General features: G+C 63.0%; 15 protein-coding genes and 4 tRNA genes. 9 read left to right on the forward strand and 10 right to left on the reverse strand.

Annotation, left to right across the window (positions count from 1 at the left end):
• Nucleotides 1-45: 45 nt before the first annotated feature.
• The 8 genes from clpP to F3J44_RS09880 form a co-directional block, all read right to left on the reverse strand.
• Nucleotides 46-687 carry an ATP-dependent Clp endopeptidase proteolytic subunit ClpP gene (clpP, locus tag F3J44_RS09845; protein ID WP_003259400.1) on the reverse strand — a complete coding sequence of 214 codons (642 nt, stop codon included), beginning with the start codon at nucleotides 685-687 and terminating at the stop codon, nucleotides 46-48.
• 91 nt (nucleotides 688-778) lie between these two features.
• Nucleotides 779-2092, reverse strand: coding sequence for a trigger factor (gene tig, locus F3J44_RS09850; protein ID WP_167069592.1), 1314 nt, complete (start codon nucleotides 2090-2092; stop codon nucleotides 779-781).
• A 237-nt stretch (nucleotides 2093-2329) separates the two neighbouring features.
• Nucleotides 2330-2629 (reverse strand): DUF6388 family protein, encoded by a 300-nt coding sequence (locus tag F3J44_RS09855; protein ID WP_167069590.1) that lies wholly within the window; start codon nucleotides 2627-2629, stop codon nucleotides 2330-2332.
• Nucleotides 2630-2855: 226 nt separating this feature from the next.
• Entirely contained in the window at nucleotides 2856-3635 is a 780-nt protein-coding gene (locus F3J44_RS09860) for a class I SAM-dependent methyltransferase (protein WP_167069588.1), read from the reverse strand.
• A 283-nt stretch (nucleotides 3636-3918) separates the two neighbouring features.
• Nucleotides 3919-3994 (reverse strand) — tRNA-His (locus tag F3J44_RS09865).
• A 36-nt stretch (nucleotides 3995-4030) separates the two neighbouring features.
• Nucleotides 4031-4115 (reverse strand) — tRNA-Leu (locus F3J44_RS09870).
• Between the two features lie 53 nt (nucleotides 4116-4168).
• Nucleotides 4169-4244, reverse strand: a tRNA-His gene (locus tag F3J44_RS09875).
• A gap of 43 nt (nucleotides 4245-4287) precedes the next feature.
• Nucleotides 4288-4364: transfer RNA gene (locus tag F3J44_RS09880), tRNA-Arg, on the reverse strand.
• Nucleotides 4365-4635: 271 nt separating this feature from the next.
• Here F3J44_RS09880 and folD point away from each other — a divergent pair.
• The 5 genes from folD (at nucleotide 4636) to F3J44_RS09905 (ending at nucleotide 9664) form a co-directional block, all read left to right on the forward strand.
• Complete coding sequence (folD, locus tag F3J44_RS09885) at nucleotides 4636-5490, forward strand: bifunctional methylenetetrahydrofolate dehydrogenase/methenyltetrahydrofolate cyclohydrolase FolD (protein ID WP_167069586.1); 855 nt, start codon at nucleotides 4636-4638, stop codon at nucleotides 5488-5490.
• A gap of 292 nt (nucleotides 5491-5782) precedes the next feature.
• On the forward strand, nucleotides 5783-7093 hold the full coding sequence (locus F3J44_RS09890) for a C4-dicarboxylate transporter DctA (protein ID WP_167069584.1): 1311 nt from the start codon (nucleotides 5783-5785) through the stop codon (nucleotides 7091-7093).
• Nucleotides 7094-7138: 45 nt separating this feature from the next.
• Nucleotides 7139-7843, forward strand: coding sequence for a FadR/GntR family transcriptional regulator (locus tag F3J44_RS30340; RefSeq protein WP_167272003.1), 705 nt, complete (start codon nucleotides 7139-7141; stop codon nucleotides 7841-7843).
• A 16-nt stretch (nucleotides 7844-7859) separates the two neighbouring features.
• Nucleotides 7860-8525, forward strand: coding sequence for a GntR family transcriptional regulator (locus tag F3J44_RS09900; RefSeq protein ID WP_167069580.1), 666 nt, complete (start codon nucleotides 7860-7862; stop codon nucleotides 8523-8525).
• A gap of 71 nt (nucleotides 8526-8596) precedes the next feature.
• Nucleotides 8597-9664 carry a hypothetical protein gene (locus tag F3J44_RS09905; RefSeq protein ID WP_167272005.1) on the forward strand — a complete coding sequence of 356 codons (1068 nt, stop codon included), beginning with the start codon at nucleotides 8597-8599 and terminating at the stop codon, nucleotides 9662-9664.
• A gap of 116 nt (nucleotides 9665-9780) precedes the next feature.
• Here F3J44_RS09905 and F3J44_RS09910 read toward each other — a convergent pair whose 3' ends face one another.
• Nucleotides 9781-10209, reverse strand: coding sequence for a PACE efflux transporter (locus tag F3J44_RS09910; RefSeq protein WP_167272007.1), 429 nt, complete (start codon nucleotides 10207-10209; stop codon nucleotides 9781-9783).
• A 101-nt stretch (nucleotides 10210-10310) separates the two neighbouring features.
• Here F3J44_RS09910 and F3J44_RS09915 point away from each other — a divergent pair, with 101 nt between their 5' ends.
• The 3 genes from F3J44_RS09915 (at nucleotide 10311) to F3J44_RS09925 (ending at nucleotide 14341) form a co-directional block, all read left to right on the forward strand.
• Nucleotides 10311-11213: a LysR family transcriptional regulator gene (locus F3J44_RS09915; protein WP_167272009.1), complete on the forward strand. Its 903-nt coding sequence runs from the start codon at nucleotides 10311-10313 to the stop codon at nucleotides 11211-11213.
• Between the two features lie 108 nt (nucleotides 11214-11321).
• The gene (mcpA, locus tag F3J44_RS09920) at nucleotides 11322-13208 is read left to right on the forward strand and encodes a methyl-accepting chemotaxis protein McpA (protein WP_167272011.1); all 1887 of its coding nucleotides are present in this window, start codon (nucleotides 11322-11324) and stop codon (nucleotides 13206-13208) included.
• A gap of 347 nt (nucleotides 13209-13555) precedes the next feature.
• Nucleotides 13556-14341 (forward strand): sulfite exporter TauE/SafE family protein, encoded by a 786-nt coding sequence (locus F3J44_RS09925; protein WP_167069570.1) that lies wholly within the window; start codon nucleotides 13556-13558, stop codon nucleotides 14339-14341.
• Between the two features lie 18 nt (nucleotides 14342-14359).
• Here F3J44_RS09925 and F3J44_RS09930 read toward each other — a convergent pair whose 3' ends face one another.
• The gene (locus F3J44_RS09930; protein ID WP_167272013.1) at nucleotides 14360-14899 is read right to left on the reverse strand and encodes a histidine phosphatase family protein; all 540 of its coding nucleotides are present in this window, start codon (nucleotides 14897-14899) and stop codon (nucleotides 14360-14362) included.
• Nucleotides 14900-15040: 141 nt separating this feature from the next.
• On the opposite strand from F3J44_RS09930, the gene F3J44_RS09935 reads away from it, so the two are divergent.
• A complete protein-coding gene (locus F3J44_RS09935) occupies nucleotides 15041-15628 on the forward strand; it encodes a biliverdin-producing heme oxygenase (protein WP_167272014.1) in 588 nt (195 codons plus the stop codon).
• The last annotated feature ends 29 nt before the right edge of the window (nucleotides 15629-15657 follow it).

Here is a 15657-nt window from a genome sequence, read left to right on the forward strand (position 1 = left end):
CCGCAGGTAGGCGCGCTGCGCGCCTACCTGCTCCGGCACCCTGGTTCAGGAGGCCAGTTGCCGCTTGTCGTAGACCGAGTCGATCAGGCCGTACTCGGCCGCGCGCGAGGCGCTCATGAAGTTGTCACGCTCGGTGTCGCGCTTGATGGTCTCGAGGTCCTGGCCGGTGTGATAGGCCAGCAGCTCGTTCAGGCGCGCCTTGATGTTGAGGATTTCCTGGGCGTGGATCTCGATATCGGTCGCCTGGCCCTGGAAACCGCCCAGTGGCTGGTGAATCATCACCCGCGAGTTCGGCAGGCAGTGACGCTTGCCCTTGGCACCGGCGGCCAACAGGAAGGCGCCCATGCTGCAGGCCTGGCCGATGCAGATGGTCGAGACGTCTGGCTTGATGAACTGCATGGTGTCGTAGATCGACATGCCAGCCGTTACCGAGCCGCCCGGGGAGTTGATGTACAGATGGATATCCTTGTCCGGGTTTTCCGCTTCAAGGAACAGCAGCTGCGCCACCACCAGGTTGGCCATGTAGTCCTCTACCGGGCCAACCAGGAAGATCACACGCTCCTTCAACAGGCGCGAGTAGATGTCATAGGCGCGTTCGCCACGGGCGGACTGCTCGATAACCATCGGGACCAAGCCGCCTGCGGCCTGGATGTCAGAGCTCTGCTGAATATAAGAATTGCGGGACATGTCCTGCGCTCACTCCCAAATAGTCATGGCTTGAATACGCACAAGCCAGCTCGAAGGCTGGCTTGTGGGGGTTTCCTACGAGAGTAGCCTGTTACTCAGCGTCGGCAGGTGCCTGTGCTGGCTTAACGGCGTCTTCGTACGAGACCGACTTGTCGGTCACAGTCGCTTTCTGCAGAACAGTATCTACAACTTGTTCTTCCAGCACAACCGAACGCACTTCGTTCAGTTGCTGGTCGTTCTTGTAGTACCAGGCGATGACCTGCTCAGGCTCTTGGTAGGCCGACGCCATTTCTTCGATCATCTCGCGAACCTTGCCTTCGTCTGGCTTCAGTTCGAACTGCTTGACCACTTCGGCGACGATCAGGCCCAGCACAACGCGGCGCTTGGCTTGCTCTTCGAACAGCTCGGCCGGCAGTTGCTCAGGCTTGATGTTGCCACCGAACTGCTGAACGGCCTGGACGCGCAGGCGGTTGACTTCGTTTTCCAGCAGGGCTTTCGGCACTTCGATCGGGTTGGCGGCCAGCAGACCGTCCATGACCTGGTTCTTCACCTTGGTCTTGATGGCTTGGCGCAGTTCACGCTCCATGTTCTTGCGAACTTCGGCGCGGAAGCCTTCCAGGGTCGATTCCTTGATGCCGAACTGGGCGAAGAACTCTTCGTTCAGTTCTGGCAGCTGTGGGGCCGAAACGCTGTTGACGGTGATGGTGAACTCGGCGGCTTTGCCGGCCAGGTCCAGGTTCTGGTAGTCCTCAGGGAAGGTCACGTTGACAACGCGCTCTTCGCCCGCCTTGGCGCCTACCAGGCCGTCTTCGAAGCCTGGGATCATGCGGCCGGAGCCCAGTACCAGCTGGGTGCCCTTGGCCGAACCACCGGCGAACACTTCACCGTCGACCTTGCCAACGAAGTCGATGTTGACCTGGTCGTCGTTCTGCGCAGCGCGCTCGACGGCCTCGAAACGGGTGTTCTGCTTGCGCAGCACTTCCAGCATGTTGTCCAGGTCGGCATCGGCCACTTCGGCGCTCAGGCGCTCGACGTTGATCGAGTCGAAACCGGCAACGGTGAACTCAGGGAACACTTCGAAGATGGCGACGAATTCCAGGTCCTTGCCTTTTTCGAAGGACTTTGGCTCAACGGCCGGGGCACCTGCTGGGTTCAGCTTCTGCTCGACGATGGCTTCGTAGAAGGAAGCCTGAACCAGGTCACCGAAGGCTTCTTGACGGGCATCAGCCTCGAAACGCTGACGGATCACGCTCATTGGCACCTTGCCTGGGCGGAAGCCCGCGACTTTGGCGCGCTTGGCAGTCTGTTGCAGACGCTTGTTGACTTCGTTCTCGACGCGCTCGGCCGGAACGGCGATGGTCATGCGGCGCTCAAGAGCGGAAGTGTTTTCAACAGAAACTTGCATGGATATTCCTCGTTGCACAGACGTTAGCCGGCGATAGCCCGACTCCAGAATCAAGGGCAAACATTCTAGTGAGTCACGCACCAGAAGTCACCCCACCCGGGACGACGGGAAACCACGCCGGTCGATTAGTTTCCAAGGCCCGTCGGGCCTCTATATAAAGAAGGCCGCGCAATGCCCGAGGCAGCACGCAACCGAAATACCTTGTCAAACAACTACCCGCCCAAAAGCGACACCGGCTTACTCCGGGTCGATCTCGTTGAACTGGCAATACTCATCCCACTCAAGGCCCAGCGCCTCAGCCACTTCGCGGTGGGTTTCCAAGCGCATGGCCTTGAGCTGTTCGGGGCTTTCAGCGATCAACTGCAGCGCCAGCTCCCAGGGCTGCAGGCCCTGCTCGTCGGCAGCATCTTCGAAGGCCCACTCAATCTGCTGGGCCTGCTCCCGCGCGTCGAGCTCGCGAATTTCTTCGAGCAACTGCGGATTGGCTTCGGCGAAGCGCTGCAACGCCAGGGCCTGGCGGGCTTCTTTTGCGATCATTGGGGTGTTCCTCTGCCAGCCAACGGGGCCGGTGTTTCAACCGGCTGAAATCTAACAGCTTTTATTGGGGTGGTACCAGAGGATTACAAGGGGGGGGCGAGCCAATTGATGCTTGTGAGAACGAGCGCCGCATGCGCGGCGCATCGCGAGCTGCGCTCGCTCCTACCAGGCCCTGAAAAACCTGTCGGAACGAGCACAGCTCGCGATGCACCGAGGCAGACTTCAATCAGACAAAACTGATGTTGGGCCGCTGAGCCCCATGCACTACGCGAGCAGCAGTGACCAATTGATGCGGCAGCTCGACATAAGGCACATCGGAATTGCTCAATGCCATATCGATAAGCTTCACCATGACCGAATCACGGCGCACAAGAATCACGTCAGACCAATCGGTATTGGTCATGGCCACCGGAATGAAATCCGAGCGCTTCATGAAACTACCCAGCGCCTCAAGCACCCCAAGGTTCTGCCGGGTACCCATCTGGCTGTGGCAGCAGTCATTGAGCATCATGACGCCATCCGGCCCCAGCAGTTCCTGGTAGTACATCATGTCGCGCAGGATGTACTCGTACTGGTGATTGGCATCCACGTACACCAGGTCGAATTGCTCGATACCCGTCTGCTCACGAATTTTCTCGATTGCACTGATGCTGTCAGCGCGAATCACGGCCACTTCAGGCATGTCGACGAACTTAGCCAGGCATTCCTGGTACAAACGCTCCCACGTGGCGTCATCGTGCAGCGACCCGCCGTAGTAATACTCGTAATCGTCCACCGGCGACACCCACGGCGGCAGCTGGTCGAACGGGCTGTAGGCCTTGTTGGCATCCTTGCTCCAGCTATCGGCCAACACCATGCGCGAAGGCGACAGCGCCGCATGCAACTTGAGCGCATTCTCCCCGCGCAGAACACCTACCTCAGCCACCACGGGGCGCTTGTCCAGCGCGCCATAGACTGCACCCAACACGTGGTACAGGTTTACTCGATGCGTACAACAGACTTTCATGGGACATCCTTTTTCATGGGAAGGTGGCACGCAGGCTTGCGCCACACGCGACACGACAGCGCGTAGCAAGCAAGAAACCGACCACCTGGCCGAAAAGGCATCAAAACGCCAGCTGGCGGCGCTTTCAGCTCACGCACCACACCGCCGGTGCGCCAACCAAATGACCATCAAGAACACAAAGCGCACACCCACTCGCGCGCCTGCAGCGACGCAGCCAAAAAACCGCCGGACGCAAAAACGACAAAAGCGCCCGGTCTCACGACCAAGGCGCCTTTGAAAAATATGGGGTGGACGATGGGAATCGAACCCACGACAACTGGAATCACAATCCAGCGCTCTACCAACTGAGCTACGCCCACCATAATGCGGTGTTACGCTACAACCTTACAGAAGCATGGTGCGGACGAAGAGACTCGAACTCTTACAGCTTGCGCCGCTGGAACCTAAATCCAGTGTGTCTACCAATTTCACCACGTCCGCGTAACGCTTAAAACAAAGGCGCCAGATGACTATCAAGGCGCCTTCGTTGAATATGGGGTGGACGATGGGAATCGAACCCACGACAACTGGAATCACAATCCAGCGCTCTACCAACTGAGCTACGCCCACCATATTGCATTACAGCCTTACTTGCTTGCCCAAGCTGCCTAAATGGCGCACCCGGCAGGACTCGAACCTGCGACCATCCGCTTAGAAGGCGGATGCTCTATCCAGCTGAGCTACGGGCGCTTAAGCTACAAAGCCTAACCGAACAAGACGTTAACAGATAACTGCTAAACCACTCATTCTGCCCGACTTAGCCAACCAGTGCTAGGCTGTGCCCGACAAGTGCGGCGAATCTTATAGGCGAGCCTGAAAGTCGTCAACACCTTTTTCAAAAAAATTTAAATTATTTAAGGGCTTAGGGAATTTGCCCGACCACCCGCCTTTGCCCTTGGGCCGTGTCGTGCGAGAATGCGCCCTCTTTATTGTTCCTTTCTCGATGGTTAATCACCCGTCTATGACTGCACACCTAATCGATGGCAAGGCGATCGCCGCCAACCTGCGCAAGCAGATCGCTCAACGTGTCGAGGAGCGTCGCCAGCAAGGCCTGCGCACGCCTGGCCTGGCGGTGATCCTGGTCGGCACCGACCCCGCCTCCCAAGTCTATGTCTCGCACAAGCGCAAGGACTGCGAAGAGGTCGGTTTCATTTCCCAGGCTTTCGACCTGCCCAGCGATACCACGCAGCAAGCCCTGACCGAGCTGATCGACCGCCTCAACGACGACCCAGCCGTCGACGGCATCCTGCTGCAACTGCCGCTGCCGGCACACCTTGACGCCTCCCTGCTGCTTGAGCGCATTCGCCCGGACAAGGACGTCGACGGCTTCCACCCCTACAACATCGGCCGCCTGGCCCAGCGTATCCCGCTGCTGCGCCCCTGCACGCCCAAAGGCATCATGACCCTGCTGGAAAGCACCGGCCAGGACCTGTACGGCATGAACGCGGTGATCGTCGGCGCCTCCAACATCGTTGGCCGGCCGATGGCCATGGAGCTGCTGCTGGCGGGCTGCACCGTGACCGTGTGCCACCGCTTCACCAAGGACCTGGCCGGCCATGTCGGGCGTGCCGACCTGGTGGTGGTGGCCGCCGGCAAGCCGGGCCTGGTCAAGGGTGAGTGGGTCAAGGAAGGCGCCATCGTCATCGACGTCGGCATCAACCGCCAGGAAGACGGCAAGCTGGTCGGCGATGTGGTCTACGAGACGGCCCTGCCCCGCGCCGGCTGGATCACGCCGGTGCCGGGCGGCGTCGGGCCAATGACCCGTGCCTGCCTGCTGGAGAACACGCTGTATGCTGCTGAAGAGCTGCACAAGTAACAGCGCTTGATGTGAAAAAAACGGCACCTTTGGCAGGTGCCGTTTTTTTTTGCTGGCATACAAGGGCGCCGCGGGGCGGCGCATCGCGAGCTTTGCTCGCTCCTACGGGGGCTCGGGACGGTAGGTGACAACTGGTCAGACCGGTAAGGCCAAAATCTCTTGCATTGCAGGATGTTTCGGGGTTTTATGGGCCTGCGCTGAACAAACCGGTAAGACCACAATAATATAAGTCCTGCGCTCTTTCGCCCCGTGCGGCTACCGAAGCAAGGACACCGATCAAGAGATCTCTCCCATGCTCAAGTGGTGCTCGCGTTCGATCTTCCTGCAAGTCGTGCTGGGCCTGGCCCTCGGTATAGCCTGCGGCCTCAGCTTCCCCGACCTTTCCCTGCAGCTCAAGCCGCTTGGCGACGGCTTCATCAAGTTGATCAAGATGTTGATCGGCCTGATCGTCTTCTGCGTGGTGGTCAGCGGTATTTCCGGTGCTGGCGACCTGAAGAAGGTCGGGCGCATCGGCCTCAAGTCGGTCATCTACTTCGAAGTGCTGACCACCATCGCCCTGGTCATCGGCCTGGTGTTCGCCTTCAGCAGCGGCATCGGCAACGGCGCCAACATCCACCTCGACCAACTGTCCAGCGCCGACGCCAGCAGCCTGGCCGAGCGCGGCCAGCACATCCACGGTGCCACCGCCTTCTTCATGGACCTGATCCCGACCTCGGTGATCGGCGCCTTCGCCGACAACAACATCCTCCAGGTGTTGCTGTTCTCGGTGCTGTTCGGCAGCGCCCTGAACCTGGTGGGTGATTCGGCTGCCGGTATTTCGCGGCTGATCAACGAACTGAGCCACGTGGTGTTCCGCATCATGGGCATGATCGTGCGCCTGGCGCCCATCGGCGTGTTTGGCGCCATCGCCTTCACCACCAGCAAGTACGGCCTGGAATCGCTGCAGCACCTGGGCGGCCTGGTCGCGCTGTTCTACCTGACCTGCGCCGGCTTCGTGCTGATCGTGCTGGGCACGGTGATGCGCGTGTCGGGGCTCAAGCTGCTGCCGTTCATCAAGTACCTGCGCGAAGAGCTGACCATCGTGCTGGGCACCGCCTCGTCCGATGCCGTGCTGCCGCAGGTCATGCGCAAGCTCGAACACCTGGGCATCGGCACGTCCACCGTGGGCCTGGTGATTCCCACCGGCTACTCGTTCAACCTCGATGGCTTCTCGATCTACCTGACCCTGGCCATCGTGTTCATCGCCAACGCCACCGGCACCCCGCTGGAAATGACCGACCTGCTGACCATCTTGCTGGTGTCGCTGGTGACTTCCAAGGGCGCTCATGGCATCCCAGGCTCGGCGCTGGTGATCCTCGCCGCCACCCTGACTGCCGTGCCGGCGATCCCGGTGGTGGGCCTGGTACTGGTCTTGGCGGTGGACTGGTTCATGGGAATCGGCCGCGCCCTGACCAACCTCATCGGCAACTGCGTGGCCACCGTGGCCATCGCCCGCTGGGAAAAGGACATCGACCTGGAACGCGCGCAGAACGTGCTCGATGGCAAGCCTGGCTTTGCCCCGCTGCCGCGCAAACAGGCCAGCGCTCATCAACAGGAATTCTGAAGCCCATGTGGCCGGCGCACACGCCGGCCCTTTCAGGAGCAAACCGTGATCAGCTCATCGACCGTCGTCAACGCCGTGGTGGACAAACTGCGCAAAGCCCTGGCCCGCGGCCAGTGGCGCAGCGGCGACATGTTGCCGGGCCAGCGCGAGCTGGCCGAACAGCTGGGCATCAGCCGCCCGAGCCTGCGCGAAGCGGTCACCGTGCTGGAAACCCTCGGCCTGGTGCGCGCGCTGCCTGGCAAGGGCGTGCTGGTGCTGGACGCCGAGGCGGCGGCCCAGGAGCCGGCAGCCGACAGCGCCGCACCGGCCAGCCTGGCTGACGTGCTGGAACTGCGCTACACCCTCGAACCGTTCATCGTCGGGCTGGTGGCGCAATCGGCCAACAGCCAGGACATCGGCCAGCTGCGCCTCACCCTGATGGACATGCGCGAAGCCCAGGAGGCCGGCGACAACGACGCCGGTGCCAAGGCCTACATCGCCTTCCACGAAGCGCTGTTCGCCCTCACCACCAACCCGATTTTTCAGAGCGTGGTGCAGCAGACCGGCAATGCCCTCAAGCAAAGCGCCGGCATGCTGCGTAACTCGCCCGAGCACCTGGCCGCACGGCTGAAGGAAAACGAAGCCGTGGTCCGCGCCATTCGTGACCGCAACAGCGCCCAGGCCAGCGCCCAAATGCGTCAGCACATCCTTGCCGAAGGCCAGCGCATGGGCATTCACCTCAACGTACCGGACGAACATCCCGGCCCATGACCCCAGGAACGCGACCATGACCGCCTCCCGCCTGCCTGCCCTGCTCGCCACCGGGGAAACTCGGCTGTCTGCCGAGCAGATTTACCCACGGCTGTTCGACGCCATTCTTGAGCAACGCCTGCCGCCTGGCAGCCCGCTGCCCGAGCAGGCGCTGGGCACCGCCTTCGGTGTCAGCCGCACGGTGATCCGCCGGGTACTGGGGCGCCTGTCCGACCAGCAGGTAGTGGTACAGCGCCCCAGCCACACCGCGCACCTGGCCGCGCCCGACCCGCAGCAGGCGCGCCAGGTGCTCAGCGCCCGGCGCCTGGCCGAAACCACGCTGATCAGCCTGGCCGCGCAGCGGGCGCGGCCCACCCAGATTCGCCAGTTGCGCCAGCTGGTGGAACGCGAGCGCCAGCACCATGAGCGGGGCGAACGCTGCGCGGCGATCCGCCTGGGCGGCGAGTTTCACCTCAAGCTGGCCCAAGTGGCGGCCAATGCACCGCTGGCGCGCTTTCTCAATGGCCTGGTGCCGATGACCTCGCTGATCATCGCCCGCTACGAGTCGCCCTGTTGCGAGCACTGCGCCTGGGAAGAGCACGCGGCGATCATCGATGCGGTGGAAGCCGGCGATGCGCAGGCGGCGCTGGCGTTGATGCATGAACACCTCGACCGCCTTGAGGACAAGCTCGACCTGGGCTGAACCACGCGGCAGCCCCGCCAGGGCCGCCCTATACTCGGGTAAGCCCAGCCTCTATGTTGAGGAGGCACCGAGTGCGCCCGCGATCCTTGATACTGCCCTGCCTGCTGCTGGCACTCGCCGGCTGCGCAGGCTCTCGTACGCCTGCCTCGCCGCCGCCCGCGGTGCTCACCGCTGCCGATTGGCAGGGCATCGACCAGGCGCTGATCGAAGCATCCACCGGCGCCGCCGGCGCTGCCAACGATTACGCCCGGCGCTCGATGCGGGTGTGGAAAGAGCAGGTGCAACAGCGCACCGAAAGCGACTTCATCCCCTGGTTCACCGGCTACTGGACCCAGCAATGGCTGACCATGAAGGTAGCCTGGTACAAGCTCAACAGCGGCGAAGGCCATGAGCCTGCCGAAAAGCGCCTGGCCCTGTACCTGCAGGAGCAGTATCACCAACGGGTAATCGAGCCGGTGGCAGAGCAGATCGACCCCGAAGGTATCCGCGACCGCGCCAGCGAAATCTACCTGCAGCTGCTTGGCCAGCAGTTGCCAGGCATCATCCAGCGCTTCAACGCACCGCCAGAGCAGGTCAGCCAGCGCCTGAACCGCATTCCCGCGATCCACCTCGGGCCACCGCCCACCCGTGATGCCACGCTGTACCAGTTGTTGCGTGCCAAGCCACTGGCGCAACAGCCGGCCTGGCTGGCCTTGCGTGAGCACCTGCACCAGCAGGCCGGCCAAGGGCCGGGCAGAACTGACCTGGGGCTGTCCTCGGTCGCCTCCGATGCCAGCGAGAAACTGGCTGCCACCCTCGCCCCACGGGGTGTCGCCAGTGCAGTGGCGAGCGCGGTGGGCAAAGTGGCCGGGGCAATGATCTCGGTGGTGGCGGCCGGTTACGGGATGATCAGCCACAACCAGGAACAGCCACAGAAGGTCGAACAGTTGCGGGTGATTCTTAATGTGGCGCTGAACCAGGAATGGCAGGAATTGATGGACAACCGCCAGAGCGGGGCCATGGCCGGGGTGTATTACCTGTCGGGGCAGGTGGAAGACAGCTTGCTCGGTACAGCGCCGCAGGTACAGCCCCAGTCGCAGTCGCAGTCGCAGTCGCAGTCGCAGTCGCAGGAATCGTTGTTGATTCGCCTGCCGCCTTGACTTGCACCGGCCCTTTCGCGGGGCAAGCCCGCTCCTACAGGGACATCACAAGGCCCGAAGGCAATGATTTCCCTGTGGGAGCGGGCTTGCCCGCGAAGGGGCCAGGCCTGCCGAACTCAGGCGCTCGCCATGGCCGACGTCGGCAACCCGAAAATCCGGTCGAACGCCCAGTTATAGGCAAAGGTGTAGCACGGCACCAGCACAATAAAGGCCAGGTCCACCAGGAACGCCTCTACCAGGCTCATCCCCAGCCACCAGGCAATCAGCGGAATCAGGTACACCACCAGGGTCAGCTGAAACCCCACGGCATGCACCACCCGCCGCCCCACACTGCGCCCGCGCGTAGCCTGGCGGCGCTCCCAACACTCGAACAGGCTGTTGTAGGCCAGGTTCCAGAGCATCGCGATGGTGGTGATCATCACCGCCAGCGGCCCAGTGTGGGACGCCTGGGTATCCGACAGGTAGGCCAGCCCCAAGGTCGACATGCACAGGCCGATCAATTCATAGAAGGTCACATAGACCAGTTTGCGTTTAATGCCTTGCACCGGGTTTCCTCATGTGTCGAATCGCACGATGCCAGGAGGATGATTCAACACGCTTGACAGGAAAAGTCAGCAGCTTTCAGATTGGCTGACAGGAGGCTACCATGAACTTTTCCAGCGACAATATTCAGCTGTTTCTCGCCGTACTTGACCGCGGCTCATTTTCTGCCGCTGCGCGCGCCCTGAATCGGGTGCCTTCTGCCGTCAGCATGGCCATCGGCAACCTGGAGGCCGAGCTGGGCTATGCCCTGTTCGAACGGGGTTCGCGGGAAGTGCGTGCCACGGCCCAGGCATTGGCATTGGAACCCCATGCGCGGTTGATCGCCGAGCAACTGGGGCTGTTGCAGGTGCATGCGCTGGAACTGTCCCAGGGCCTGGAAAGCAGCCTGACCGTGGCCGTGGTGCCAGACATCGACCATCGCCCGCTGCTGGCTGCCATCGCCGTGCTTGGCGAGCGTTACCCACTGCTCGATATCCAGCTGCTCAACGCCCCTCAGGAGCACGCCCTGCAACTGCTCGACAGCGGCCGCGCCGACTTGTGCGTGGCGTTCGCCGGCCTTCAGGTCGATGCCCTGCGCGGCTTCCAGCACATTGGCAGCGAGTTGCTGGTAGCTACCCTGTCACCGGCCCACCCGGCGCTACGTGCCGGGCGCATCCATAACCTGGAAGACCTGGTCAACGTGCGCCAGATCCTGGTCTGCAGCCGCGACCTGCCGATCAGCGACCCACGCCCGTTGATCGGCGCCAGCCACTGGTCCACCGACAGTTTCGACCTGGCCCTGCAAATGGTTGAAGCCGGGCTCGGCTGGGGTGACCTGCCACTGGCCCGGGTCGCGCCGCTGATCGCCCAGGGGCGCTTGGTGCGCCTGAATTTCGGCAACACCCGCAACGCACTGGAGCTGCCGCTTCACGTCCTTTGGCGCAAGCAGCAACCGGTGCGCCAGGCCGCCCGCCTGCTAATAGAAAAGCTGGCGTCACCGTCCGTCGAAATGGCCTCAGGTGAGTGATGCAAGTGCTTCAATTTTTTACCCCTTGAGCCGATATCCCAGGGGACAGGCCACCCTCGCGCCACAAGCACGCGGCGGCCTCCCCTCCCTGGCTCAAGGTCTCGAAACATGAACCTGAAATTTCGCCACAAGATTCTCCTCAGCGCCTGCGGTGTCGTGGTGCTGGCGTTTGCCCTGTTCACGCTCTACAACGACTACCTGCAACGCAACACCCTGCGCCAGAACATCGAATCGTCCATGCAACAATCCGGCGCGCTGACAGCCAGCAGCGTGTCGAACTGGATGAGCGGGCGCATCCTGGTGCTGGAAAACCTGGCCCAGGACATCGCCAAGCAAGGTGCAGGCGACACCCTGGCCGGGCTGATCGAGCAGCCTTCCTACACGCGAAATTTCCTCTTCACCTACCTGGGCCAGGCCAACGGCGTGTTCACCCAGCGCCCCGACGCGCAGATGCCCGCCGGCTACGACCCACGCCAACGCCCCTGGTACGGCACCGCCGCCAGCGCAGGCCAGACCGTGCTCACCGCGCCTTACCAAGGCGCCGTCGGCGGCCTGATGGTAACCATCGCCACACCGGTGAAAAACCAAGCCAGCGGCGAGTTGATCGGCGTGGTCGGTGGTGACCTGACCCTCGACACCCTGGTCGAGATCATCAACTCGGTGGACTTCGGCGGCCTGGGCCACGCCTTCCTCGCCGACAGCAACGGCCAGGTCATCGTCAGCCCCGACAAGACCCAGGCGATGAAAAACCTCAAGGACATCTACCCCGGCAGCAACCTGCGGGTGGCCACCGGCATGCAGGACGTTACCCTCGACGGCGAGGAACGGTTGATTTCGTTCGCCCCCGTCAACGGCCTGCCGTCGGCGCAGTGGTACATCGGCCTGTCGATCGACAAGGACAAAGCCTACGCCGCGCTTAGCCAATTCCGTACCTCGGCGATCATCGCCATGGTCATTGCCGTGGCCGCCATCGCCGGCTTGCTGGGGCTGCTGATCCCGCTGCTGATGCGCCCGCTGACCACCATGGGCCGCGCCATGCGTGACATCGCCGAGGGCGAAGGCGACCTCACCCGCCGCCTGGACGTGCAGCACAAGGACGAATTCGGTGAACTGGCCGGCTCGTTCAACCGCTTCGTCGAACGTATCCACACCTCGATCAGCGAAGTGTCCTCGGCCACCCGCCTGGTCCACGACCTGTCGGAGAAAGTGGTCAACGCCTCCAACGCCTCGATCCTCGGCTCGGAAGAGCAAAGCATGCGCACCAACAGCGTGGCGGCCGCCATCAACCAGCTGGGCGCCGCTACCCAGGAAATTGCCCGTAACGCTGCCGACGCCTCGCAACACGCCAGCGGTGCCAGCGAACAGGCCCATGGCGGGCGCGAAGTGGTCGAGCAGGCGATCAGTGCCATGACGGCCCTGTCGCAACGCATCAGCGAGTCGTGCGAGCAGATCGAAACCCTCAATGCCAGCACCGACGAGATCGGCAAGATTCTCGACGTGATCAAGGGCATTTCCCAGCAAACCAACCTGCTGGCGCTGAACGCGGCCATCGAAGCGGCACGTGCTGGCGAGGCTGGGCGGGGCTTTGCCGTGGTGGCCGACGAAGTGCGCAACCTGGCACACCGCACCCAGGAGTCGGCGGAGGAAATCCACCGCATGATTACCAGCCTGCAGGTGGGCTCACGCGAGGCGGTGCACACCATGAACACCAGCCAGGTGTCCAGCGAGCAGACCGTGCAGGTGGCCAACCAGGCCGGTGAGCGCCTGGCCAGCGTGACCCAGCGTATCGGTGAAATCGACGGCATGAACCAATCGGTGGCCACCGCCACCGAAGAGCAGACCGCCGTGGTCGAGAGCCTGAACCTGGACATCACCCAGATCAACGCGCTCAACCAGCAAGGGGTGCAGAACCTCAACCAGACGCTGCAGCATTGCGACGCCCTGGCCCAGCAGGCCGGGCGCTTGAAGCAGCTGGTGGGCAGTTTCAGGATTTGACGCCACGGCCTGGGTGTAGGAGTTGAGGTGTTTGTTGGGGCGTAGATCGAGCGCCGCCCGCGCGGCGCATCGCAGGCAAGCCTGCTCCTACATTTCCAGCGAGAACCAACAAGGCGGTCGCGCGCGATGGCGCAGGCGATACTGGCCCGAAACAGATGTAGGAGCAGGCTTGCCTGCGATGCGCCGCGCGGGCGGCGCTCGATCTCACAGGCACCACCACCCCCCGATCCCTACCCGCAGCAACAACCCCGGTTATAACCTAATAACGAACAAGTCTATTTGGCTATAAAAAAATCTATATGCTGGCTCCATCCGATAACGGGCAAAGCTGGGCAGTCGAGTAGCGTATGGATGTAGGTTCTTTCGGTTTCACCATTGCCGGACTGGTTGTGGGTTTCATCGTCGGCATGACCGGCGTCGGTGGCGGCTCGCTGATGACGCCAATCCTCTTGTGGTTCGGTATCAACCCGGCCACTGCCGTGGGCACCGACCTGCTCTACGCCGCCATCACCAAGGGCAGTGGCGTGTGGGTACATGCCCGCAACAAGAACATCGACTGGAAAATCACCGGCATGCTCAGCCTCGGCAGTGTGCCGGCCGCTGCCCTGACCCTGTGGTTCCTCAGCACCTTGCACACCGACACCACGGCGCTTAACGGCATCATCAAGCAAGGCCTGGCCGTGGTGCTGATCCTTACCGCCCTGGCGATCCTGTTCAAATCCCGGCTGCAGGCGTTTGCCAACCGCCATGCCGGTGACCACTACCACCTCAGCGACCGCAGCCTGAACACCCTGACCGTGCTCACCGGCGTAGTGCTGGGGGTGATGGTGACCCTGACGTCCATCGGCGCCGGCGCCCTGGGCACCGTGGCGCTGTTCCTGCTTTACCCGTTCCTGGCCACCCGCCGCCTGGTCGGCACCGAAATCGCCCACGCCGTGCCGCTGACCCTGGTGGCCGGTATTGGCCACGCCGGCATGGGCAACATGGACTGGTCGCTGCTGGGTTACCTGCTGCTGGGCTCGCTGCCGGGCATCTACCTGGGCAGCCACCTCACCGGGCGCATTTCCGACCGCGTGCTGCGCCCGTGCCTGGCCGGCATGCTGCTGCTGATCGGCTACAAGCTGGCGTTCTGACCCCCAGCGTGGCGCCCGTCAGCCCAGACGCAAGCGCCACTGCCCGGTAAAACTCAGCTCCACCCGCGCCAACGGCAACACATCGATGCACCGCGCCCCGGCCAACGAACACCCCAGCACCTGCCCCAACACGGCACGCATCACCCACGGGTGGGTCACCGCCAGCCAATCGCCGGGCCTGTCGAAGCCCTTCAGCCAGGCACCGGCCCGCTCATTCAGCGTAACGAACGATTCCCCACCATGGGGCGCGCTGTGCGGATCTTCCAGCCATTGCGCCAGCGCCTGCGGCTGCTCGGCCTGCAGTTGCTTGAGCGGCATGCCCTGCCAACGCCCCAGGTCGCAATCAGCCAATGCCCGTTCGACCTGCACCTGGGCAGACAACCAGGCCGCCGTTTCCCCGGCTCGCCGCTCCGGTGCGGCCAACACGCGCACGCTCGGTTCAAGGGCCGGAGGCGGCCCGCTGAGCGGCAGGATGCCATCGTCAGGGTGTGCCAGGCAGCCCGTTTTCTGGGCATGGGTTAGGGCGTGGCAGATCAGGGTCAGGCGAATGGCTTTCACCGGCAGGCTCATGGTTGCGAAACGAAGTCACCGGTTTACCACGCCGGCTGCACTTTTACTGCAACAAAAGTCACGCCAAGGGGCAGTGCCGGGTTAGCATCGGCAAGCCAACCCAGGCAAATAGCCAGCAGAGCCCGACCGATGCCCACCCGCACCACCACCCCCAGCCCCCTGCTGCTCGCCCTGCGCGAAGGCACCCGCGATTGCCACAAGGCGCTGGAGGCACGCCTGCCGTTCTTCAGCCCAGGCTTCGACCCCGCAGCCTACCGCTGCCTGCTGCAGGCGTACTATGGCTTCCACGCACCGTTGGAGGCACGCCTGGCCAGCTACCAGGAACCGGGCCGCGTCAAACTGCCCGCCCTGAGCCTGGACCTGCAAGCCCTGAACCTCAGCCCTGCCGATATCGACGCCCTGCCCCTGTGCCAGGCCCTGCCGAGCGTGCACGACGAAGCCAGCGCCCTGGGGGTGATGTACGTGCTGGAGGGCTCGACCCTGGGTGGCCAGGTGCTGAAGAAGGCCATGGCCGAACGCTTCGGGATTGGCGCAGACAACGGCGCCGGCTTCCTCGATGTCTACGGCGAGCGCACCGCCAGCTACTGGCGCAGCTTCCTCGACCGCCTGGGCCAGGCGCCGGCCAGCGCTGCGGCACAGGCTGCAAGCGTGCAGGCAGCAGTGGCCACGTTCCAGCTGTTCGAAGCCTGGCTCGGCCAGCGCAACGTGCTGATCTAGCGCACTCGCCAGGCAAATCGGGCGTTTTG

This window comes from Pantoea sp. Tr-811 (assembly GCF_011752535.1).
Taxonomy (GTDB): domain Bacteria; phylum Pseudomonadota; class Gammaproteobacteria; order Pseudomonadales; family Pseudomonadaceae; genus Aquipseudomonas.

Excerpts from the sequence above, each read along its gene's own strand:
- clpP (WP_003259400.1), bottom strand. The coding sequence starts at position 687 with ATGTCCCGCAATTCTTATATTCAGCAGAGCTCTGACATCCAGGCCGCA.
- tig (WP_167069592.1), bottom strand. The coding sequence starts at position 2,092 with ATGCAAGTTTCTGTTGAAAACACTTCCGCTCTTGAGCGCCGCATGACC.
- F3J44_RS09855 (WP_167069590.1), bottom strand. The coding sequence starts at position 2,629 with ATGATCGCAAAAGAAGCCCGCCAGGCCCTGGCGTTGCAGCGCTTCGCC.
- F3J44_RS09860 (WP_167069588.1), bottom strand. The coding sequence starts at position 3,635 with ATGAAAGTCTGTTGTACGCATCGAGTAAACCTGTACCACGTGTTGGGT.
- folD (WP_167069586.1), top strand. The coding sequence starts at position 4,636 with ATGACTGCACACCTAATCGATGGCAAGGCGATCGCCGCCAACCTGCGC.
- F3J44_RS09890 (WP_167069584.1), top strand. The coding sequence starts at position 5,783 with ATGCTCAAGTGGTGCTCGCGTTCGATCTTCCTGCAAGTCGTGCTGGGC.
- F3J44_RS09900 (WP_167069580.1), top strand. The coding sequence starts at position 7,860 with ATGACCGCCTCCCGCCTGCCTGCCCTGCTCGCCACCGGGGAAACTCGG.
- F3J44_RS09915 (WP_167272009.1), top strand. The coding sequence starts at position 10,311 with ATGAACTTTTCCAGCGACAATATTCAGCTGTTTCTCGCCGTACTTGAC.
- mcpA (WP_167272011.1), top strand. The coding sequence starts at position 11,322 with ATGAACCTGAAATTTCGCCACAAGATTCTCCTCAGCGCCTGCGGTGTC.
- F3J44_RS09925 (WP_167069570.1), top strand. The coding sequence starts at position 13,556 with ATGGATGTAGGTTCTTTCGGTTTCACCATTGCCGGACTGGTTGTGGGT.
- F3J44_RS09935 (WP_167272014.1), top strand. The coding sequence starts at position 15,041 with ATGCCCACCCGCACCACCACCCCCAGCCCCCTGCTGCTCGCCCTGCGC.